Origin of the sequence: Kutzneria sp. CA-103260 (assembly GCF_018263855.1) — a bacterium.
GTDB lineage: Bacteria > Actinomycetota > Actinomycetes > Mycobacteriales > Pseudonocardiaceae > Kutzneria.
Genome location: NZ_CP073318.1, coordinates 6,244,621 through 6,263,674 on the forward strand (window position 1 = coordinate 6,244,621; position 19,054 = coordinate 6,263,674).

Annotated in this window: 20 protein-coding genes; 9 read left to right on the top strand and 11 right to left on the bottom strand. The window is 71.1% G+C overall.

Annotated elements, in window-relative coordinates:
• Positions 1-23 precede the first annotated feature (23 nt).
• The 3 genes from JJ691_RS27305 to JJ691_RS27315 all read right to left on the bottom strand — a co-directional run bounded on the left by JJ691_RS27305 (position 24) and on the right by JJ691_RS27315 (position 1,663).
• A complete protein-coding gene (locus JJ691_RS27305) occupies positions 24-515 on the bottom strand; it encodes a helix-turn-helix transcriptional regulator (protein ID WP_211762483.1) in 492 nt (163 codons plus the stop codon).
• A gap of 168 nt (positions 516-683) precedes the next feature.
• Entirely contained in the window at positions 684-842 is a 159-nt protein-coding gene (locus JJ691_RS27310) for a hypothetical protein (protein ID WP_249227048.1), read from the bottom strand.
• Positions 843-1,021: 179 nt separating this feature from the next.
• Entirely contained in the window at positions 1,022-1,663 is a 642-nt protein-coding gene (locus JJ691_RS27315) for an HNH endonuclease family protein (protein ID WP_211762484.1), read from the bottom strand.
• A 49-nt stretch (positions 1,664-1,712) separates the two neighbouring features.
• Here JJ691_RS27315 and JJ691_RS27320 point away from each other — a divergent pair, with 49 nt between their 5' ends.
• On the top strand, positions 1,713-2,477 hold the full coding sequence (locus JJ691_RS27320) for a crotonase/enoyl-CoA hydratase family protein (protein ID WP_211762485.1): 765 nt from the start codon (positions 1,713-1,715) through the stop codon (positions 2,475-2,477).
• A 65-nt stretch (positions 2,478-2,542) separates the two neighbouring features.
• Here the strand turns inward: JJ691_RS27320 and JJ691_RS27325 are convergent, their stop codons facing one another.
• Positions 2,543-3,304: an SDR family oxidoreductase gene (locus JJ691_RS27325; protein ID WP_211762486.1), complete on the bottom strand. Its 762-nt coding sequence runs from the start codon at positions 3,302-3,304 to the stop codon at positions 2,543-2,545.
• A gap of 159 nt (positions 3,305-3,463) precedes the next feature.
• Here JJ691_RS27325 and JJ691_RS27330 point away from each other — a divergent pair, with 159 nt between their 5' ends.
• Positions 3,464-4,339: a helix-turn-helix transcriptional regulator gene (locus tag JJ691_RS27330; protein WP_211762487.1), complete on the top strand. Its 876-nt coding sequence runs from the start codon at positions 3,464-3,466 to the stop codon at positions 4,337-4,339.
• Here JJ691_RS27330 and JJ691_RS27335 read toward each other — a convergent pair.
• A complete protein-coding gene (locus tag JJ691_RS27335; RefSeq protein ID WP_249227049.1) occupies positions 4,324-5,148 on the bottom strand; it encodes a p-hydroxycinnamoyl CoA hydratase/lyase in 825 nt (274 codons plus the stop codon). The genes JJ691_RS27330 and JJ691_RS27335 overlap by 16 nt on opposite strands.
• Positions 5,149-5,192: 44 nt before the next feature.
• Between JJ691_RS27335 and JJ691_RS27340 the strand changes: the two genes are divergently transcribed.
• Entirely contained in the window at positions 5,193-5,645 is a 453-nt protein-coding gene (locus JJ691_RS27340; RefSeq protein WP_211762489.1) for a MarR family winged helix-turn-helix transcriptional regulator, read from the top strand.
• Here the strand turns inward: JJ691_RS27340 and JJ691_RS27345 are convergent.
• Positions 5,623-7,227: a long-chain-fatty-acid--CoA ligase gene (locus JJ691_RS27345; RefSeq protein WP_211762490.1), complete on the bottom strand. Its 1,605-nt coding sequence runs from the start codon at positions 7,225-7,227 to the stop codon at positions 5,623-5,625. The two genes, JJ691_RS27340 and JJ691_RS27345, sit on opposite strands and share 23 nt — an antisense overlap.
• Positions 7,228-7,377: 150 nt before the next feature.
• On the opposite strand from JJ691_RS27345, the gene mptB reads away from it, so the two are divergent.
• Together mptB and JJ691_RS52495 are read left to right on the top strand one after the other, a co-directional pair.
• The gene (gene mptB, locus JJ691_RS52490; RefSeq protein ID WP_249227050.1) at positions 7,378-8,976 is read left to right on the top strand and encodes a polyprenol phosphomannose-dependent alpha 1,6 mannosyltransferase MptB; all 1,599 of its coding nucleotides are present in this window, start codon (positions 7,378-7,380) and stop codon (positions 8,974-8,976) included.
• Positions 8,973-9,833: a phytoene/squalene synthase family protein gene (locus JJ691_RS52495; RefSeq protein ID WP_249227051.1), complete on the top strand. Its 861-nt coding sequence runs from the start codon at positions 8,973-8,975 to the stop codon at positions 9,831-9,833. Before mptB ends, JJ691_RS52495 begins: the two co-directional genes overlap by 4 nt.
• 36 nt (positions 9,834-9,869) lie before the next feature.
• On the opposite strand, the gene JJ691_RS27355 is transcribed toward JJ691_RS52495, so the two are convergent.
• Complete coding sequence (locus JJ691_RS27355; protein ID WP_211762491.1) at positions 9,870-10,139, bottom strand: hypothetical protein; 270 nt, start codon at positions 10,137-10,139, stop codon at positions 9,870-9,872.
• Between the two features lie 225 nt (positions 10,140-10,364).
• Positions 10,365-10,730 (bottom strand): Rv2175c family DNA-binding protein, encoded by a 366-nt coding sequence (locus tag JJ691_RS27360; RefSeq protein ID WP_249227052.1) that lies wholly within the window; start codon positions 10,728-10,730, stop codon positions 10,365-10,367.
• A 93-nt stretch (positions 10,731-10,823) separates the two neighbouring features.
• On the opposite strand from JJ691_RS27360, the gene pknB reads away from it, so the two are divergent.
• The 4 genes from pknB to JJ691_RS27380 all read left to right on the top strand — a co-directional run bounded on the left by pknB (position 10,824) and on the right by JJ691_RS27380 (position 16,227).
• Complete coding sequence (gene pknB, locus JJ691_RS27365) at positions 10,824-12,857, top strand: Stk1 family PASTA domain-containing Ser/Thr kinase (protein ID WP_256449308.1); 2,034 nt, start codon at positions 10,824-10,826, stop codon at positions 12,855-12,857.
• Between the two features lie 13 nt (positions 12,858-12,870).
• Entirely contained in the window at positions 12,871-13,092 is a 222-nt protein-coding gene (locus tag JJ691_RS27370) for a hypothetical protein (RefSeq protein ID WP_211762492.1), read from the top strand.
• Positions 13,093-13,365: 273 nt separating this feature from the next.
• Positions 13,366-14,847: an SPFH domain-containing protein gene (locus JJ691_RS27375; protein WP_211762493.1), complete on the top strand. Its 1,482-nt coding sequence runs from the start codon at positions 13,366-13,368 to the stop codon at positions 14,845-14,847.
• A gap of 18 nt (positions 14,848-14,865) precedes the next feature.
• The gene (locus tag JJ691_RS27380) at positions 14,866-16,227 is read left to right on the top strand and encodes an FAD-dependent monooxygenase (protein WP_211762494.1); all 1,362 of its coding nucleotides are present in this window, start codon (positions 14,866-14,868) and stop codon (positions 16,225-16,227) included.
• Here the strand turns inward: JJ691_RS27380 and JJ691_RS27385 are convergent.
• The 3 genes from JJ691_RS27385 to JJ691_RS27395 are packed head-to-tail and all read right to left on the bottom strand — an operon-like array spanning position 16,224 to position 18,860.
• Positions 16,224-17,015 carry a GNAT family N-acetyltransferase gene (locus JJ691_RS27385; protein WP_211762495.1) on the bottom strand — a complete coding sequence of 264 codons (792 nt, stop codon included), beginning with the start codon at positions 17,013-17,015 and terminating at the stop codon, positions 16,224-16,226. The two genes, JJ691_RS27380 and JJ691_RS27385, sit on opposite strands and share 4 nt — an antisense overlap.
• A gap of 33 nt (positions 17,016-17,048) precedes the next feature.
• Positions 17,049-17,504: an FMN-binding protein gene (locus tag JJ691_RS27390; RefSeq protein ID WP_211762496.1), complete on the bottom strand. Its 456-nt coding sequence runs from the start codon at positions 17,502-17,504 to the stop codon at positions 17,049-17,051.
• A 30-nt stretch (positions 17,505-17,534) separates the two neighbouring features.
• Entirely contained in the window at positions 17,535-18,860 is a 1,326-nt protein-coding gene (locus tag JJ691_RS27395; RefSeq protein ID WP_249227053.1) for a ferredoxin reductase family protein, read from the bottom strand.
• Positions 18,861-19,054: the final 194 nt, after the last annotated feature.

Sequence of the window (19,054 nt, forward strand, 5' to 3'; positions counted from 1 at the left end):
GAATCACCGCCGGTTCGCCCGATTCAGGGACGCTGCTGGCGATTCAGCCGAGCCACGCACCACGCTGCCGCACTGCCCCGACGCAGGTGCTCCAGCACAGTAAGCGGGCCCAGACGACGCGCCAGGTCGGACGGCGCCAGGCCGGCCGCACGGTAGTCCAGCGCACGCTGGTCGAGTGGGCTGATGCCGGCGTCCCACCAGGCTTCGGCCTCCTCGACGGCGCCCGCCAACTGCCAGCAGGTGGCGACCTCGGTGAGCAGCTCGTCCGGCACGCCGGGCAGCCGCTTGCGCATCGCCGCCAGGTAGGCCGGATCGACGGCGTCCACCTCGAACAAGCCCCGCGAACTGCCCCGGCCACCCCGCTGCGCGGGAATCCCGGGCCGCTGGCGCGGAACGGTCGGCGTCTCGGCCAGCCACTGGGACTTGATCCGATTCACCTCTTGGAGCTCGGCGTCCTGCGACCGCTCGGCAGTCCACTGCCTGACGAGCTCGTCGACCCCGGAGTCTTCGACCATCCGTGCCTCCTCATGGCTGATGATCACCCAACGCCTGCGAACCGTATTGCGTTCCGCCGGAGCACCGCTAGACCCGATTCCCGTTACCAGGGCGTGATCGGGGTTAATGCACCCGGTCGGTGGAACTGTGCCTGCGCTGACTACTTTGCGCAATCGGCCAGCCAGGTGTCATGACGGGATGAGTTGGCGCACGAACGTGATGATCGCCTGCGCTCCGTAACCGAGGCCCCCGACGACCTCCTTCACCCAGTTGGCGGACGCCGCCGGCTGGGCGATCAGCGCGAACAGCACCAGCGCCACGGCCGCGATGATGAGAATCCGTTTCATCCCTCGTGCACCTTCTTCGTCCGCGGACACGCCCGTCCGGACCATGATCGACCATGGGCCGGACGACGTCGCCCAGCGCAGGCGGGCGTGTCGTCGTTCCCGGGTCGGGGTCACTCCGTCGGGTCTGGCATGACCGTAGCGTACGCAGGCGTGATCGCAGGTCAGACCGCGCAAAGGTGTCAACTCGGGCACGTTGCCAGCATCGAGACCAGCGCGTCGTGCTCGGCCTGGGTCACGAACAGCTGGTAGGTGTGCTTCACGATCACCCAGTTGGTCGCGTACGTGCACCAGAAGGCCTGGTTGGAGGGCTTCCAGGAGGCCGGGTCCTGATCTCCCTTGCCGCGGTTGCTGGCCGCCGAGACGGCCAGCAGCTGGGGCGCGGTCAGGTCGTTGGCGAACTGGGAGCGCCGCTCGTCGGTCCACTTGTCGGCGCCGGTCCGCCAGGCGTCGGCCAGCGGCACCATGTGGTCGATGTCCAGGTCGCCGGCCTTGCTGACCTGCTTGTTGTCGTACGGGCTGACCCACTTGCCGCTGGTCGCCCGGCAGGAGGCGTCCTTGCGCACGTCCTTGCCGTCCCGCTCGATGACCACCTCCCGGGTGTCGCACCCGTTACCCTGTGTGACCCAGTGCTTGAACCGATCGCGCGAATAGCCGGCCATCGGGTGCCATGCTCCGATCGGCAGCTCGGCCAACTGGACCTGAGCCGTCGAGGACCCGTTGGCGGTGGGAGTTGCCGGCCCGGCAACGTCCTTCGCGACGAACGCCGCTATCACGAGAACGACAACTCCGGCAAGGGTCAGCAACCACCGTCGAGCACGCATGCCGAGATCATTTCCTGTCGCCATGCAATTTCATGGGAACCTGGCCGGCATGGCTGAGGAAGTTCTAGTGGAAACCCGCGGACCGGTCATGATTGTGTCCATCGACCGGCCGTCCGCGCGTAATGCGGTGGACGGTCCCACCGCCGCCGCGCTGGCCGACGCCTTCCGCGCCTTCGACGCCGACCCGGCCGTCGCCGTCGCCGTGCTGACCGGGGCCGGCGGCACGTTCTGCGCCGGCGCCGACCTCAAGGCCATCGGCACCGAGCGCGGCAACGTCGTCTCCGACCACGGCGACGGCCCCATGGGCCCGACCCGGATGCGCCTGGGCAAGCCGGTCATCGCCGCCGTCAGCGGCCACGCCGTCGCCGGCGGCCTGGAGCTGGCGCTGTGGTGCGACCTCCGGGTCGCCGACGAGACCGCCGTGTTCGGGGTGTTCTGCCGGCGCTGGGGCGTGCCGCTGATCGACGGCGGCACCGTGCGGCTGCCCCGGCTGATCGGCGAGAGCCGGGCCTTGGACCTCATCCTGACCGGCCGCCCGGTCGACGCCGCCGAGGCCCTCTCGATCGGCCTGGCCAACCGCGTCGTGCCCGCCGGCCAGGCCCTGGCCGCCGCCGTGGCCCTGGCCGAGCAGATCGCCGCGTTCCCGCAGACGTGCATGCGCAACGACCGGCTGTCGGCCCGGGACCAGCACGAACTGTCCGAAGTGGACGCCCTGGCGATGGAACTGCGCTACGGCAAGGATTCCCTGGCCGCGGACACCTTGGCCGGCGCGGCCCGCTTCGCCGCCGGAGCCGGCCGCCACGGCGAATTCTGACGTCATGAAGGGGCCTTTCCTGACGTTGAACGTCAGGAAAGGCCCCTTCCCAGCAGAAGAGCGGGTCAGCTCGCCTGCGCCGTCGGCATGACGGTGACCTGCTGGATGTTGACCCGCGGCGGCAGGGAAGCGATGAAGCCGACGGTGCGGGCGATGTCCTCGGCCACCAGCCACTCCAGGCTGTCCTTGACGCCGTCCAGCCACTCGTTGGAGGCGGCGTCGGTGACGTGGTCCTGGAGCTCGGTGCGGACCAGGCCGGGCTCGACCACCGACACGCGGACGTTCTTGCTGCCGAGCTCGGCCCGCATCTGGCGGGAGGAGTGCGTGACGAACGCCTTGGTGCCGGCGTAGACGGCGAAGTTGGGGTAGATGTTCTGCGCGCCGATCGAGGACGTGTTGACCAGGTCGGCGATCCCCTTGGCGGCGCCGGCGGCGACCAGCTGGGGGATGAACGCGCCGATGACGTTCATCAGGCCGGTGACGTTGGTGTCGATCTCCCGCTGCCACAGGTCGGCGCGCTGCTCGTCGACCGGGGCCGGCAGCATCACGCCGGCGTTGTTGAACAGCAGGTCGGCCCCGCCGAACTCGGCCTGGACGCGGTCGGCGGCGGCCTGCACGGAGGCGGCGTCGGACACGTCGGCGGCCAGCGCCAGGGCCCGGCCGCCGTTCTTCTCGATGCGGGTGATCAGGTCGCTCAGGCGGTCGGCCCGGCGGGCCACGGCGACCACGGTCGCGCCCAGCTCGGCGAGGTGCTCGGCGGCGGCCTCCCCGATGCCGCTCGACGCACCGGTGACAACAGCGACGCGACCTTCAAGAGCCTTGGACATCTCGGTTTTCCTTCGTCTCGGTGGGATGCCTCAAGACCACCACCGGCGAGGAACGACAACCACTCCCTGTGTCGACTGGTTTGGGCATGACTGGCAACGGCATAACTAGTACGCGCAGGGCCACCCTCGGCAGCCCATGGCTGGGCCACACTGGCAGGCATGGACCGCAGCGCCGAGATCGCCGACTTCCTGCGCACCCGCCGGGCCCGGATCAGCCCGGAGGCCGCCGGGGTGCCGGCCGACAACCGGCCGCGCCGGGTGCCGGGCCTGCGCCGGGACGAGGTGGCCCGGCTGGCCGGCATCAGCATCGAGTACTACACGCGGCTGGAGCAGGGCCGGGCCGGCAACCCGTCGCCGGAGATCATCGACGCCGTCGGCCAGGCGCTGCGGCTGGACGTGACCGAACGCGAGCACCTGACCAACCTGCTGACCAAGCCGGGCGGGACCCGCCGCAGCGCCCCGAGCGGCCCGCAGCGGGTGCGGCCGGGCCTCTACCTGATGATGCAGACCCTGGACCACGTGCCGGCCTTCGTGCTCGGCCGCCGCACCGACATCCTGGCCTCCAACGCCCTCGGCCGCGCCGTGATGACCGACTTCGAGGCGCTGCCGCCGGGCAAGCGCAACCTGGCCCGCTACCTGCTGCTGGATCCCGAGTCACGCTCGCGTAGCGACGAATGGGAGCGCTACGCCTCGGAAACGGTGGCGATGCTGCGCCTGGACGCCAGCCGCCACCCCAACGACAAGCAGCTGGCCGACCTGATCGGCGAGCTGACGGTGCACTGCCCGGAGTTCTCCGGCTGGTGGCACGACCACAAGGTGCTGCAACGCACCCACGGGGCCAAGACCTACCGGCACCCGCTGGTCGGCGACCTGGTCTTCCAGTACGAGTCGCTGATCCTGCCCGGCGACCCCGACCAGACGCTGTGTGTCTACAACGTCGAGCCGGGCTCACCGACCGCGGAGCGGATCCAGCTGCTGCGCAACTGGACCGCCCCGGAGGGAAGTCAGAGCGCTCCGGCTCACGAACGGCTATAGGCCTGCAATCCCGGGCGGATGGTCTTCTCGTCCAGGAACTGGTGCAGGCCCTCCTGCCGGCCCTGGGTCTTGTCCAGGAACTGGGACTGCTCCAGCTTGGCGTACAGGTAGTCCAGGGCGCCGTCGGTGTCCATGTTGCGGGCGTTGCGGAAGCCGATCTTGGCCGCGCGCAGCACCACGGGGTTCTTGTCCAGCAGCTCCTTGGCCAGCTTCTCCACCTCGGCGCGCAGCTGGGCCAGCGGCACGCTCTGGTTGACCAGGCCCATGCGCGCGGCCTGCTGACCGTCGAACAGCCGGCCGGTCATGATGTAGAACAGCGCCTCCCGGGAGCCCACGGTGTCGGCCAGGGCCTTGGAGACCAGGCCGCCGGGCGGGATGCCCCAGTTGATCTCGGACAGCCCGAACTGGGCCTCGTCGGCGGCGATGGCCAGGTCGCAGCCGATCAGCGGGACGAACGCGCCGCCGAAGCACCAGCCGTTGACCATGGCGATGGTGGGCTTGGCGTAGGTGCGCAGCAGCCGCCAGTGCCATTCGAAGGAGTCGCGGCGGACCCGGGCCTGGAGCGCCTCGTCGCCGGACTCGTCGACCTCGCGGAAGTACTCCTTGAGGTCCATGCCGGCCGACCACGCCTCGCCGGCGCCGGTGATGACCACGACCCCGCACGAGCGGTCGGCCTCCAGCGTGTGCAGGACGTCGATCATCTCGGCGTTGAGCGTGGGGCTCATCGCGTTGCGCTTGTCCGGCCGGTTCAGCTCGACCCAGCCGATGCCGTCGACCACGTCGACGCGCACGGTCTTCCACTCGCCCATCACTGTCTCCATTGATCAAATTCGGCGGGGTAACGTCTCGTGTCGTGTCCGCTTCACCCCAGCAAGCGCCGGAGCCGCGGCTGAGCTATCTGGTCGGCCGGCTGGACCGGGCACTGCGGCTGCTCATCGAGGACGCCGTGCGCCCGCACGGCCTGACCGTGCCGCAGTACACGGCGCTGTCGGTGTTGCAGCGGCAGACCGGCCTGTCCAACGCGCAACTGGCCCGGCGGGCCATGACCACCCCGCAGTCGATGAGCGAGGTCATCGCCGCGCTGACCAGGGCCGGGCTGATCCGCCGCGAGGCCGACCCGGCGCACGGCCGGATCATGCGCACCGAACTGACCCCGGCCGGCCTGGACGTGCTGGCCAAATGCGAGCCGCTGATCAGCGAGATCGAGGCCCGCATGCTGGCCGAGCTGTCCGTCGGCGACCGCGACCGGCTGCCGCTGCTGCTGCGCAGCTGCGTGCGCATGCTCAACTCCGGCTCGGAGAGCTGAGCCGGGCCCGCAGGGCCTTCTTGTCGTACTTGCCGACCGTGGTCAGCGGCAGCTCGTCCACCACCACGATCAGCTCCGGCAGCCACCACTTCGGCACCCGTCCGGCCAGGAACGCGGCCAGCGCCTCGACGCACGGCGCGGAGCCGTCAGCCGCGACCACGGCCGCCGCCGGCCGCTCGCCCCACTTGTCGTGCGGCACGGCCACCACCGCGCACTGGGCGACCTCGGGGTGGGCGGCCAACGCCTGCTCCAGGGCCAGCGAGCTGATCCACTCGCCGCCAGACTTGATCACGTCCTTGACCCGGTCGACGATCTCCACCACGCCGTCCGGGTGGATCACCGCCAGGTCGCCGGTGCGCAGCCAGCCGTCGTGGAACCGGCTGTCGTTGGAGTCGTCGTCCGGGTCCAGGTAGGCCCTGATCACCCACGGGCCGCTGGCCTCCAGCTCGCCGCTGCTCTGCCCGTCCCACAGCAGCACCTCGCCGTCCGGGCCGACCAGCCGCACCCGCACACCCGCGGACGGCTTGCCGACCCTGGTCAGGGCGCCGGCCGGGCTGTCCAGGTCCAAGTCCGGCGGCTGGACCTGCATGGTGCCGCTGGGCAGCATCTCGGTCATGCCCCAGCCCTTGTGGAAGACGAGGCCACGGCGGGCCACCTCGTCCAGCAGGGACCGGGTCGCGGGCGCGCCGCCGCACAGCACGCGCCGCAGCGAGGTCATGTCGTACGGCGTGGAGGCCGGGCCGAGCAGGTCGACCCACACCGTCGGCACCGCCGCGCCGACGGTCACCCGCTCGGCCTCGATCAGCGCCGCCAGCGCGCCGCCGCTGGCGTCCCGGCCGGGCAGCACGAGCTTCGTGTTGGCCAGGGCGGCGGTGTAGGCCAGGCCCCACGCGTTGACGTGGAACAGCGGCGTGACGGTCAGCAGAGTGTCCTCACGCGACACGGCGTGCGAATCGACTGTCATGGAGGACATCGAGTGCAGGACGCACGCGAGATGTGAGGACACCACACCCTTGGGCAGACCCGTGGTTCCACTCGTGTAACAGATCCAGGCGGCGTCGTCGGGAAGGGCACGCCGCACCGGCGGCTCATCCGGCACTGCGGCCAGCAGATCCTCGTACCGGCGCGCCTCGGCGAACATCTCGTGAACGGGAGCGCCGTCGTCCAGCACGACGACTTCCCGCACCGGCAACTGTTCTGCGAACTCGGCCAGCCGCCCGGTGAGCGAGGCGTCGACGAACAGCACCTCGTCCCCGGCGTTGCGCAACTGGTAAAGGATTTCCTCCTCGGTCAGCCGCACGTTGACGCCGTGCACGACACGGCCCGCGCACGGCACGCCCAGGAACAGTTCGACGTGACGGTGCGTGTTCCAGGCGAAGGTGGCGACTCGGCCACCCGGGGCCACGCCGAGGACGTCCAGCACGCCGGCCAGGGCGGTCGCCCGGCGGCCGATCCCACCCCAGGTCGTGCGGATCACACCGGCCGGCGTCACCGCCACGACCTCGACGTTCTTCCCGGTCTCCAGGCAGCGGCGGAGCACCACGTCGAGCGTGAGCGGGACGTCCTGCATCAACGACTTCACGGCTGTCCTCCGGACCCGGCGTCAGGTGACCTGCGCCGCCGACAATATCAGGTAACCTGATACTCGGCCAGGACGTGCGGTGAACTCCCTGTGACGTGGGGGCCGCTGCGCGCTCACCCGGTCGCCGGTTGTGGGACGATGGACGACGCGATGCCCGCGACTCCTTCCCTTCCCCGCTCCAGCGCCGACCCTGCACCGGTGCCGCTCGGCCCTACGCGCCCGACGCCGACGGCCACCGCCCCGACGCCGGTCGAACCGGCGCGCGAATGGCCGTTCCCGATCCGGACCGCGCTGCTCGGCCTGGCCGGCATGCTGCTCATCGCCGTCGGCGGCATGGGCGCGGGCGCCACCCTGATCCACGACCCGCTGCTGGCCAACGGCGCGTTCAACTGGATCCGCTACGGCCACGGCCAACTGCTGGCCACCTGGCTCCTCTACATGGGCCTGGCCCTGGCCATCTGGGCCTGGATCCGGCTCGGCCGGCACGCCCGGGCCGGCCGCGTGAACCACGCGTACATGATCCGGGTGATCGTGCTGTGGATCGCGCCGCTGATGCTCGCGCCGCCGCTGTTCAGCAAGGACGTCTACAGCTACCTCGCCCAGGGCGACCTGGCCCTGCACGGCCTGGACCCCTACGGCGTCGGCCCGTCGGCGCTGCCCAGCGCGCTCTCGGACAACGTCAGCATCGTCTGGCAGAACACCCCCTCCCCCTACGGGCCGCTGTTCGTGCTGCTGGCCAAGGGCATCGTCGCCATCACCGGCGACGGCCTGGTCAGCCTGATCAGCGGCGTGCTGCTGATGCGGCTGGTGCTGGCGGTCGGCTTCGCCCTGCTGTGGTGGGCGCTGCCGCGGCTGTGCGCCAAGCTCGGCGGCGACTCCTCAGTGGCGCTGTGGCTGGTCGGGGCCAACCCGCTGCTGGTGGTGCACCTGATCGGCGGGGCCCACAACGACATGCTGATGATCGGCCTGATGGCCGTCGGCGTGGTGTTCGTGCTGGACCGCAAGCACGTGGCCGGCGTCGTGCTGCTGGCCCTGGCCTTCTCGGTGAAGGCCACCGCCGCCTTCGCCATGCCGTTCGTGGTGTGGATCTGGATGGCGCACATCCCGTACGGCACCCGCAGCTACCGGTTCGTCAAGGCGGCCGGCCCGGCGATCGGCATCTTCGGCGGCGTGTTCGTGCTGTGCACCCTGCTGGCCGGCGTGGACCTGGGCTGGATCCCGGCGCTGAGCGGGTCCTCCATCGTGATCAACTGGCTGTCCCTGCCGTCCGGGCTCGGGCAGGCCGTGTACACCGTGCTGAACTGGTTCGTCGGCTTCGGCGACATGCAGCCGTTCGTCACCGTGACCAGGACGCTGGGCTCGCTGCTGCTGGTGTACATCCTGGTCAAGCAGTGGTGGCTGGCCCGCGACGGCGGCAACGACGCCATCCGCCGGGCCGCGATCTGCATGGCCGCGTTCGCCCTGCTGTCCCCGGTCACGCTGCCCTGGTACTTCAGCTGGGCGCTGGTGCTGGCCGCCGGCTTCGCGTGGGGCACCGCCAGCCTCACCCTGGCCGCCTGCGGCTCGGTGTGGCTGCTGCTGATCACCTACCCGTCCGGCGGCACGGCGCTGTACGACTGGGGCTACCTGTTCATCATCCTCGGCGTGTCCGTGCTGGCCGCCGTGTCGCTGCTCAAGCCCGACCCGCTCAACCTGTCGCTGCGCACCATCAAGGACGTCCCGGAGAAGGCGCTAGGACACCACTCGTGAGCCTGGAGGCGGCCTACGCCCAGTGCCGACGGCTCAACGCCCAGCACGGCAAGACGTTCTACCTGGCCACCCTGCTGCTGCCGGCCAACCGTCGGCCGGCCGTGCACGCCCTGTACGGCTTCGCCCGGCTGGCCGACGAGGTGGTGGACAACCCCGGCTCGTCGCCCGCCGACGAGCTCGACGCCCTGGAGCGGGAGCTGAAGGCCGCCCTGGCCGGCGCCCCCGAGCATCCCGTGCTGGCCGCCCTGGCCGACACCGTCGCCCGGTACGGCATCGACCCCGGCTTGTTCGACGAGTTCCTGGCGTCCATGCGGATGGACCTGGACCACCGCGAGTACGCCTCGTACGCCGAGCTGCGGACCTACACGCGGGGCTCGGCCGAGGTCATCGGCCTGCAGATGCTGCCGGTGCTCGGGGTCGTGGCCGAGGGGGCCGAGCCCTACGCCGCCGCCCTGGGCGAGGCCTTCCAGCTGACCAACTTCCTGCGCGACGTCGCCGAGGACCTGGACCGCGGGCGGGTCTACCTGCCCGCCGACGAGTTGGCCGCCTTCGGCGTCGACCGGGCGCTGCTGGAGTGGTGCCGGCTGTCCGGCGGCCGGGACCGCCGGGTTCGGGCCGCCCTGGCCCATCTGGCCGCCCGTACGCGGGCCGTCTACCGCCGGGCCGCGCCGGGCATCCGGCTGCTGGAGCCCTCGGCGCGGCCCTGCGTGTCCGTGGCCTTCACCCTGTACCAGGGCATCCTCGACCAGCTCGCCGTCGTCGACTACGACGTGTTCGGCCGCCGGGCCGTCGTGCCCACCAGCCGCCGGCTCGCCGTCGCGCTGCCGGGGCTGGTCCGGGCACTGGCCGCCCGCTAGCCCGGGCTGGCTCTGGCTGGGCTGGCTCTAGCTGGGCTAGCTCTGGCTGGGCTCGCCCGCCAGCTTGCAGGCCTGCTTCGCGTCCGCGGCCGGCACGCCGTTGGTCGTCATCTGGCTGACGCACGTCGCCTTGGCCAGCACCGCCCCGAACGCGCAGCCGGTCACCGCCTGTTGGGTCATCGGGTCGTGGTGGTCGACCAGGTACTGCATGCAGTCCTGGGCCGCCGCCTGCGCCGGCGCCGCGGTCAGCAGCGGGGCCGCCGTCGCGGTGAGCAGGGCGGCGGCGATGCCGGCGGTACGGGCCATCCGTGACATGGGAATGGGGTCCTCTCGGAGGGGGTGTGCCGGCCACCCCACCCCCACGGCCCCGTCCCCTTCAACCCCGCCAACCCCTTCGAGCGATCCCGATCACCCGGCCGGGGCACCCCAACGTTGTGAAAGGACCATTCCTCACGTTGGACGAGAGGAATGGTCCTTTCCAAGCGTCAAATGCTTGCCCGGTGGGGCGGGTGGGGGTATAAGCGGGGCGGGTCAGAACGCGCTGGCCTGGGCGCGGCGCTTCACCTCGCGGCCGCGGTCGCCGCGCAGGGCCTCGATGGGCGTGCCGGGCAGGGTGTCGTCGGCGGTGAACAGCCAGGTGAGGATCTCGTCCTCGCGGTAGCCGGAGTCCTTGAGCACCGTGATGGTGCCGGACAGGCCCTTCACGATGGCGTCGTCGGTCAGGAACAGGGCCGGCACGATCAGGATGCCCTGGCGGCGGCAGGCCAGCAGCTGGCCGTCCCGCAGCATCTGGTGCACCCGCGTGATGGGCACGTCGAGCCGCTCGGCGACGTCGGGGAGGGGCAGGACTTCCAGGTCAGGGCTGAGCACGTCGGCAGCGACGGGAATGGCACTCACGGCGGTCACGATGCCACAGCGACACCCCGACTGCCGAGTCCGATTTCGCCTCCTTACGAGAACCGTCTGCTCCCTCGCCTACCATCGTGTGCCGTGGGAACCCAGAGCGCGAACCTGATCGGGGGGCTGCTGGAGCAGCGGTACCGGGTCAACACCCTGCTGGCGCGCGGCGGGATGTCCACGGTCTACCGGGGTGTCGACACCCGCCTGGAACGGCCGGTGGCCATCAAGGTGATGGATCCGAGGTTCTCCGACGACCAGTCGTTCATCGACCGGTTCGTCCGGGAGGCCCGCACCGCTGCGCAGCTGCACCACCCCGGTGTTGTCGGCGTCTACGACCAGGGCGTGGACCGCTCGCCGGAAGGCGACCACGTGTTCCTGGTGATGGAGCTGGTGGACGGCGGAACCCTACGTGACCTGCTGCGCGAGCGCGGCGCGCTGACGCCGGCGCTGGCCCTGGCCGTGCTGGAGGGTGTGCTGTCGGCGCTGGGCGCCGCGCACCGGGCCGGCCTGGTGCACCGGGACGTGAAGCCGGAGAACGTGCTGATCGGTCGCGGCGGCGCGATCAAGGTCGCCGACTTCGGCCTGGTCCGGGCCATGGCCAGCGCCAACACGACCAGCGACGACATGATCCTGGGCACGGTGGCCTACCTGTCGCCCGAGCAGGTGGCCACCGGGGCCTCGGACCCGCGCAGCGACGTGTACTCGGCCGGCATCCTGCTGTACGAGATGTTGACGGGCCAGCCGCCGTACAGCGGCGACAACCCGATCTCGGTGGCCTACCGGCACGTGAACGACGACGTGCCGCCGCCGAGCGAGGCGGCCACCGGCAGCATCCCGCCGGCCCTGGACGACCTGGTGCTGCGGGCGACCCGCCGGGACCCGGCGCTGCGCCCGCTGGACGCCGACGCGTTCCTGGCCGAGGCCCAGCGCACCGCCCTGGGCCTGGGCATCACCCCGACCCCGGTGCCGATGGTGGCGGCCAGCCCGCAGCCGGACTCCACGATCCGGGTCCGCGACGACGGCCCGCCGACCGAGAAGTTCAGCCCGATCACGGCGGCCACGCCGGCGCCGACGCTGATGGCGCCGCCGCCCCCGCCGCTGGGCCAGCAGTCGATGGGTCCGATGGGCACCCGGGCCATGTCCCGGGCCGATCTGGACGCCAACGCGGTCACGGCCCGGCACGCGCCGATCCGGGACCAGTCGCCGGCGGACCGGTACCAGCAGCAGCGGACCAAGAGCCGGCGGGCGTTCATCATCTGGATGTCGGTGATCGTGGTGCTGGCGGCGGCCGTGGCCACCGCGGCGTGGTGGCTGGGCACCGGCCAGTGGTCGCTGGTGCCGACCGTGAAGGGGCTCCAGGAGCAGGCCGCCGAGCAGAAGATCCGGGACGCCAACCTGCAGTTCACGATCAAGCAGGTGGGCAGCAACGACGTGGCGCCGGGCCTGGTCGTGGACGTGGCGCCGGGTGAGCAGCAGCAGGTGCAGCGGGGCTCATCGGTGACGCTGAGCGTGTCCAAGGGCAAGCCGACGGTGCCCAACGTGCAGCCCGGCACGGACTTCGCGGCCGCCCAGAAGCTGATCACCGACGAGGGCCTGCAGGCGTTGCAGGACCAGAGCAAGGACAACTTCAGCGACACGGTGCCGGCCGGCAAGGTGCTCACCACGCTGCCGGCCCCGGGCACGCAGGTCCCGCTCAACTCGGCCGTCGTGGTCGTGCTGAGCAAGGGCGCCGCGCCCAAGAAGGTGCCCTCGGTCGTCGGCCTGCCCCACGACCAGGCCTTCCAGGTCCTGCAGCAGGCCGGTTTCCAGCCGGTCGACGGCCCGGCCCAGTTCAGCGACCAGGTGGACAAGGGCAAGGTGATCAGCACCAGCCCGGACGCCGGCTCCTCGGTCGCCAGCGACGGCAACAAGCAGGTCACGGTGGTCGTGTCCAACGCCGTGGTGGTGCCGGACCTCAGCGGCATGAGCGCGGAGGACGCCACCAACACCCTGAAGGGGCTGGGCCTCAACATCGACGTGCAGGGTTTCTTCGGCAGCAAGCACGGCAAGGTGTTCAGCCAGGACACGCCGCCGGGCACCCGGGTCAAGCCCGGCACGAAGATCACCGTGCAGGTGTTCCCCTAGCTAGACTCGGCTGATGATCGGGACGCGGGGACGGGTCACCGGCCGCATCGGGCCGGGACTCGTCGGGGAGGTGATGATCGCCGTCCGCGGCGGGTCGGAGGCGTTCTACGCGCACCCGATCGAGCCGGACGAGGTGATCGAGCCGGGAGCGCAGGTGCTCGTCGTCGACTTCGAGCCCCCGCGCACCGTCTACGTGGAACGCTGGCGCCCCCTGCTCCCCCGACCCCCCGCCTAGGAACACCGCGAGTCCCGCTCTCAGGCAACCGAATGTCGAGTTCAGGCCCACCCGTTCGAGTGAAGGGTGGGCCTTGCTATTGCCGTTGGCAGGCAACAAGAACAGCCGCTCCCCGATCGATGCCTAAGTGTGTGTCAAGTGACATGTACGGGAGGGGAACCGAGGAATAGCGTCAGGGCTCCAAGGTGCGCCGGGAAGTCTGGTCGGCATCCACGACAGAGGGCGTGGGGCGCACCGGCGCGCCTCATGCACCAGAGGGGGCGTTTGAAAGAGATGAACGCAGGCATAGTGGTCATCGTTGGCGGCGTTGTCGTCGCTCTGATCGTGTTGTTCATCATCCTGCGGGTGCTGTGGCGGGTGGCGGAGCCCAACGAGGCGATGATCATCTCCGGCCTGGGCGCCAAGAAGGTCCAGGTCGGCGAGGACAGCCTCGGGTTCAAGATCGTCACGGGCAAGGGCACGCTGGTCATGCCCGGCTTCCAGACCGCGCGCCGGCTGTCGCTGGACACGCGGTCGGCCGAGATCGTGGTCTCCTGCGTCACCAAGCAGGGCATCCCGGTCCGGGTGCAGGGTGCGGTGATCTACAAGGTCGGCGACGACTTCGTGTCCATCGCCAACGCCGCGCGCCGCTTCCTGGACCAGCAGAACGCCATGGACACCAGGATCCACAGCGTGTTCGCCGGCCACCTGCGCTCGATCATCGGCGCGCTGACCGTCGAGGAGCTGATCCGGGACCGCGAGCGGCTCACCGCCGAGGTGCGCAGCTCGTCCGCGAACGAGATGAGCAAGCTGGGCCTGGTGGTCGACTCGCTGCAGATCCAGGAAATCGACGACGCCTCCGGCTACATCGCCAACCTGGGCAAGCCGCACGCCGCCGCGGTCGCCGCGCAGGCCCGCATCGCCGAGGCCCAGCGGGACCAGGAGGCCACCGAGGCCGAGCAGGTCGCCGCGGCCAACAAGGCGTCGGCCTGGCGGGACAGCCAGATCAAGCAGTCGGCGTTCCAGGCCGAGATCGACCAGGCGTCGGCCCGCACCAAGCAGGCCGGCCCGCTGGCCGAGGCGACCGCCCGCCAGGAGGTCGTCGTGCAGGAGACCAAGGCCGCCCAGCTGGAGGCCGACCTCTCCGAGCAGCGCCTGCAGTCGCAGGTCCGCAAGCCGGCCGACGCCAAGGCGTACGAGACCCGGACGCTGGCCGACGCCGACCGCGACGCGCAGATCGCCCGCGCCCAGGCGCAGGCCAAGGAGACCGAGCTGCGGGCGGCGGCCGACGCCACCCGGGTGAAGGCCGCGGCGTCGGCCGAGGCTGAGGCGACCAAGGCCCGCGGTGAGGCCGAGGCGGCCGCCACCAAGGCCACCGGTGAGGCCGAGGCCTCGGCGGCCAAGGCCCAGGGTCTGGCCGAGGCGGAAGCCGCCCGGGCCAAGGGCCTGGCCGAGGCCGAGGCGATCAAGGCCCGCGCGGCGGCGCTGGCCGAGAACCAGGAAGCCGTGGTCGCGCAGGAGCTCGCCGAGAACTGGCCGGCCATCGTGGCCGCCGGCGCGCAGGCGTTCTCCAACGTCGACAACATGGTGGTGCTCAACGGCGCCGAGGGCGTCACCGAGCTGTTCACCAAGGCCCTGTCGCTGGGCGGCGCCGGCTTCGGCATGGCCCGCCAGCTGATGGACACCATGCAGGTGGCCAAGTCGACCGAGAAGCCGGCCACCAACGGCGTGGTCGACGACGACTTCGGGCTAACGCTCCCGAAGTCGGAGAAGTAGGCGGTACCTTCGGGTCCTGTGAAGGGACTCGTACTGGGCGGCGGCCTGGCCGGCACGCTGGCGGCCGCCGCCCTCGCCGAGCACTGCGACACTGTGACCGTCGTGGAACGGGACCGGCTGCCGGCCGGTCCCGAGCCACGCAAGGGGGTGCCACAGGGCCGGCACCTGCACAACCTGATGTCGGCCGGGGCCAGGGCCATCGACGACCTGCTGCCGGGCACGATCGACGCGCTGGTCGCGGCCGGTGGGCATCGGATCGACGTGCCGCGCCGGTACCTCTCGTACGCGTTCGGCGTCTGGAACCACCGCTACCCCAGCAACCAGCTCTTCGTCTCGGCCAGCCGGCCGCTGCTGGACTTCGTTGTGCGCCAACGGATTCCCGGCACCATCGAGTACGTCGAGGGCACGGACGTGATCGGCCTGACCGGCGGCGCGGACAAGGTGACCGGCGCGCTGGCACGGGACCGGGAGACCCGGAGCACGCGGGAGCTGGCCGCTGACTTCGTGGTGGACGCCACGGGCCGCTCGTCGGGCACGCCCGGCTGGCTGGCCGAACTGGGGCTGCCGGCGGTGCCGGAAGAGCGGTTCGGGGTCGGGATCGCCTACGCCAGCCGGACATTCCAGTCGCCGCCGGGCGCCGTCGAGGAGTTCCCGGTGATCGGCATCGGCGGGATCGACGACCCGTACTCGCGCGGCGGTGTGCTGATGCCGATCGAGCAGGGTCGGTGGATGGTCACCGTGGCCGGGCTGCCCGGTGGCGAGCCGCCGACCGACGAGGACGGCTTCCTGGCGTTCGCCCGGAACCTGAGCCATCCTCTGCTGGCCGACCTGATGGCCGGGGCCGAGCCGCTGGGCCCGGTCGCCGGGCATCGCACGGCCGACAACCGGCGGCGGCGCTACGACACGATTCGCCCGTGGCCCGAGGGTTTTGTCGTGGTCGGCGACGCCGTCAGCGCCTTCAACCCGATCTACGGGCACGGCATGACCGTGGCCGCCCGCAACGCGCTGTCGATCCGCAACGGCCTGCGGCGACACGGGAACGCGGCCGGCACGGCCCGGATCATCCAGGCCTCGGTGACCAGCGGCGGCCTCGACGCGTGGCAGCTGGCCGTCGGGCAGGACATCCGAAGCCAGCAGGTGCTGGCCGGCGAGAAGCCGGATCTGAAGTCCCGGCTGCTGTACGCGTACGCCGACCGGATGGGGCGGGTGGCCCGCCGCCGGCCGGACCTGTTCGCGCTCCAGTTGGACGTCTACACGCTGACGTCCCCGGCCAGCCGCGTGTTCTCGCCCCGGGCGGCGTTGGCGACCCTGCTCGGGCCGACCGCTCCGCCGCTGCTGGAGCCGCCGTTCACCGCGGCGGAACGGCGGGCGCTGGCCTAGACCGGCTTGCGGTAGCGGACGGATTCGTCGTACTGGCGGAATCCCACGCTCCTGTAGAGGTCGTAGGACCCGTGTGGATTGGCCGATCCGGTGTGCAGCCGGACGGTTGCCGCGCCGTGCTCGCGGAGGCAGCGCAGGCCGTCGAGGAGCACGGCACGGCCCAGGCCTCGGCGGCGGGATTCGGCCCGCACGCTGAGTTCCTCGACCTCGCCGAAGGTTCCGCGAGGGAAGCACAGGGCGACGCCGGCCAGCTCCTCGCCTTCCCAGATGGCACGCCAGCAGGTCGGGTCGGCGCAGTCGAGGAAGCTCTCGAAGGTCCATTCCTGAGTGAAGTCCACGCCCGCATAGGAATCGACGACCATCCGCCAGGCGTCGCGGTAGTCCTTCGGATCGACGGGACCGAGTCGGGTGCCGGGCGGCAGCGTCGAATCGGGCAGTTCACGGAGGTCCCGTTCCATCTCCAACTGGCTGAACACCCGCCGGTAGCCGGCGTCGAGCAGCAATGCCGTCGACTCCGGCTCAGAGGCCGCGGCGTTCGCGCCGAACACGGCGGTCCCCGCGGTTCCGTGGTGCGCCACGAGTTCGCGGATGCGGCTCTCGGCCCAGGCCAGCAACCGTGAGCCGACACCCCGGCCCCGGTGCTCGGGATCCACGTTGCCGACATGCAGGTACACCCAGGTGCCGTCCCGCTCACGCCACCAGAGAACCTCGGCGTGCCCGACGACAACGTCGTTGTGCGCCACCGTGATCCGGTTCTCGACCGGGAATCGCAGGACGTAGTCGCTCACATCAACCGAGCGTATGGGCTGTGTCGACCGGTTTTAGGCGGCGGCGTCGATGGCGGCCTGGAGGGACTGGGCGTAGGCCTCGCTGGTGGCGGTGGCCCCGGAGACGGTGTCGATCTTGGCGCTCTGCGCCTGCAACGCCTCCTGGCGCAACGTGGGGGCGGCGGACTCGGCGATGAACTGGCTGCGCCGGTCCGACGGCGTCTCGACCAGCTGCACGTCGGTGATGGTGTGGCCGTTGAACGTGGCCTGCACCTGGTACGGGCCGAACTCGGTCTGCACCTCGGAGCCGGTCACGGTTCTCGTGCCGGACGTGGGTTGCCCGGAGGAGCTTGGGGCCGACGAACTCGGGGCCGATGAGCTCGGGGCGGCGGCGCTGGGGGTGTTGGCGGCCGGGGTGACGGCGGCGGCCGTCGGGGTGCTCGGGTGGTACCGCAGCAGCGGCACCAGGCCGGCGGCGGTGAGCACCAGGGCGACAACGGCTCGGCGCATGAGGGAATCCCTTTCTCAGCAGACGAATTCTCAGGAGGCGAACGCGAAGCGCTCGGCGTGGCACTGGTCGGCGGGCACGTCCAGGGCCCGCAGGGTGGCCAGGACGGCTTCGGTCATGCCGGGCGGCCCGCACACGAACACGTCCCGCTGCCGGATGTCCGGCACCAGCGCAGCCAGGTGCCCGGCGCTGAGCAGCCGGTCGTCGACCGGGCCGACGACCATGTGCAGCTGGGCCCGGGCGCGCTGGGCCAGCTGCCGCAGCTCGGTCGCCAACACCGTGTCCTCCCACTGGTTCGCGCGGTACACGGCGACGATGTCCCCGCGCAGCTCCTCCATCAGCGCCCGGATCGGCGTGATGCCGACGCCGCCGCCGATCAGCAGCGCGCCCCGGCTCCCGCGCTTGGCGGACGTGAACGATCCGTACGGTCCTTCGGCGAAAACCCTGGTGCCGGGCCGGATCGTGCGCAGCCAGGCGCTGCCGTCGCCCAGGGCCTTGACCGTGATCCGCAGGCTGCGGCCGTCCGGCATCGCCGACAGCGAGTACGGATGCGCCTCCCACCACCGGTCCCGGGTCAGGAACCGCCACAGGAAGAACTGGCCGGCCCTCGCCGGCAGCTCGGGCAGACGCCGGCCGGTGATGTACACCGACACCACGGTCGGCGACTCGGGCACCACCGAGTGCACCCGCAGCTGGTGCCTTGCGTTGCGCCACAACGGAATCAGCACCCGGGCCAGCAGGATGGCGGCCAGTGACGCGCCGTACAGCGTCCACCAGTAGGCCGTGGCGAGCGGCGAGCCCACGAAGTCGCGGCCGACCGTGACCTGGTGCAGGAAGCCGAGAATCACCGCCAGATAGGCGTACAGGTGGACGAAATGCCAGGTCTCGTAACGCATCATGCGCCGGGCGGCCCGGGCCGAGGTCACCGCCACCACCACGAGCAGGACCATCGCCGCCGTCGCCTTCAGCACGTCGTCGGTGTCGAACACCAGCGTGCCGAACTCGTCGAGCAGCGGGCTGCCGTCGGCGGCGGCGTAGCCCAGCGTGATGAACACGACGTGGGCCAGCAGCAGCCACAGCACCCAGAAGCCGGTCCAGCGGTGCCAGCGGGTCATCTGGTCCATGCCCAGGCCTCGTTCCAGCCAGGGCACGCGGGCGATCAGGAACAGCTGGAACACCAGCAGCAGCGCCCCGTACAGGCCGGTGGCCCGGCCGAACACGGTGAGCAGGTTGTCGTCCAGGCCGCCGTCCATCACCAGCAGGTCGGTCACCCACATGGCGTTGAGGCCGAGCAGGGCCAGCAGCCACTGGGCGGTGGTCAGCCCTCGGACGCGGGCGGCGGTCGGGATCGCGGTCACGGGCCCGAGTCTTGCCGCGCCAGGTCAGAGCTCCCTCCGGGGAACCTGTCGGAGAGCTGTGCGGGTGGAACCACTCATGCGCTCTGCGTTCGCCCGTCGCTACCGTCGGCGACATCACCTACTCCACGGCCCGCGCGGAGGTGGTCGACTGCCGGGCGAACGCGCCGATCACACCGCCGCACTAGATCGCAGGC

Excerpts from the sequence above, each read along its gene's own strand:
- JJ691_RS27305 (WP_211762483.1), bottom strand. The coding sequence starts at position 515 with ATGGTCGAAGACTCCGGGGTCGACGAGCTCGTCAGGCAGTGGACTGCC.
- JJ691_RS27310 (WP_249227048.1), bottom strand. The coding sequence starts at position 842 with ATGAAACGGATTCTCATCATCGCGGCCGTGGCGCTGGTGCTGTTCGCG.
- JJ691_RS27315 (WP_211762484.1), bottom strand. The coding sequence starts at position 1,663 with ATGCGTGCTCGACGGTGGTTGCTGACCCTTGCCGGAGTTGTCGTTCTC.
- JJ691_RS27320 (WP_211762485.1), top strand. The coding sequence starts at position 1,713 with ATGGCTGAGGAAGTTCTAGTGGAAACCCGCGGACCGGTCATGATTGTG.
- JJ691_RS27325 (WP_211762486.1), bottom strand. The coding sequence starts at position 3,304 with ATGTCCAAGGCTCTTGAAGGTCGCGTCGCTGTTGTCACCGGTGCGTCG.
- JJ691_RS27330 (WP_211762487.1), top strand. The coding sequence starts at position 3,464 with ATGGACCGCAGCGCCGAGATCGCCGACTTCCTGCGCACCCGCCGGGCC.
- JJ691_RS27335 (WP_249227049.1), bottom strand. The coding sequence starts at position 5,148 with ATGGGCGAGTGGAAGACCGTGCGCGTCGACGTGGTCGACGGCATCGGC.
- mptB (WP_249227050.1), top strand. The coding sequence starts at position 7,378 with ATGCCCGCGACTCCTTCCCTTCCCCGCTCCAGCGCCGACCCTGCACCG.
- JJ691_RS27355 (WP_211762491.1), bottom strand. The coding sequence starts at position 10,139 with ATGGCCCGTACCGCCGGCATCGCCGCCGCCCTGCTCACCGCGACGGCG.
- JJ691_RS27370 (WP_211762492.1), top strand. The coding sequence starts at position 12,871 with ATGATCGGGACGCGGGGACGGGTCACCGGCCGCATCGGGCCGGGACTC.
- JJ691_RS27375 (WP_211762493.1), top strand. The coding sequence starts at position 13,366 with ATGAACGCAGGCATAGTGGTCATCGTTGGCGGCGTTGTCGTCGCTCTG.
- JJ691_RS27390 (WP_211762496.1), bottom strand. The coding sequence starts at position 17,504 with ATGCGCCGAGCCGTTGTCGCCCTGGTGCTCACCGCCGCCGGCCTGGTG.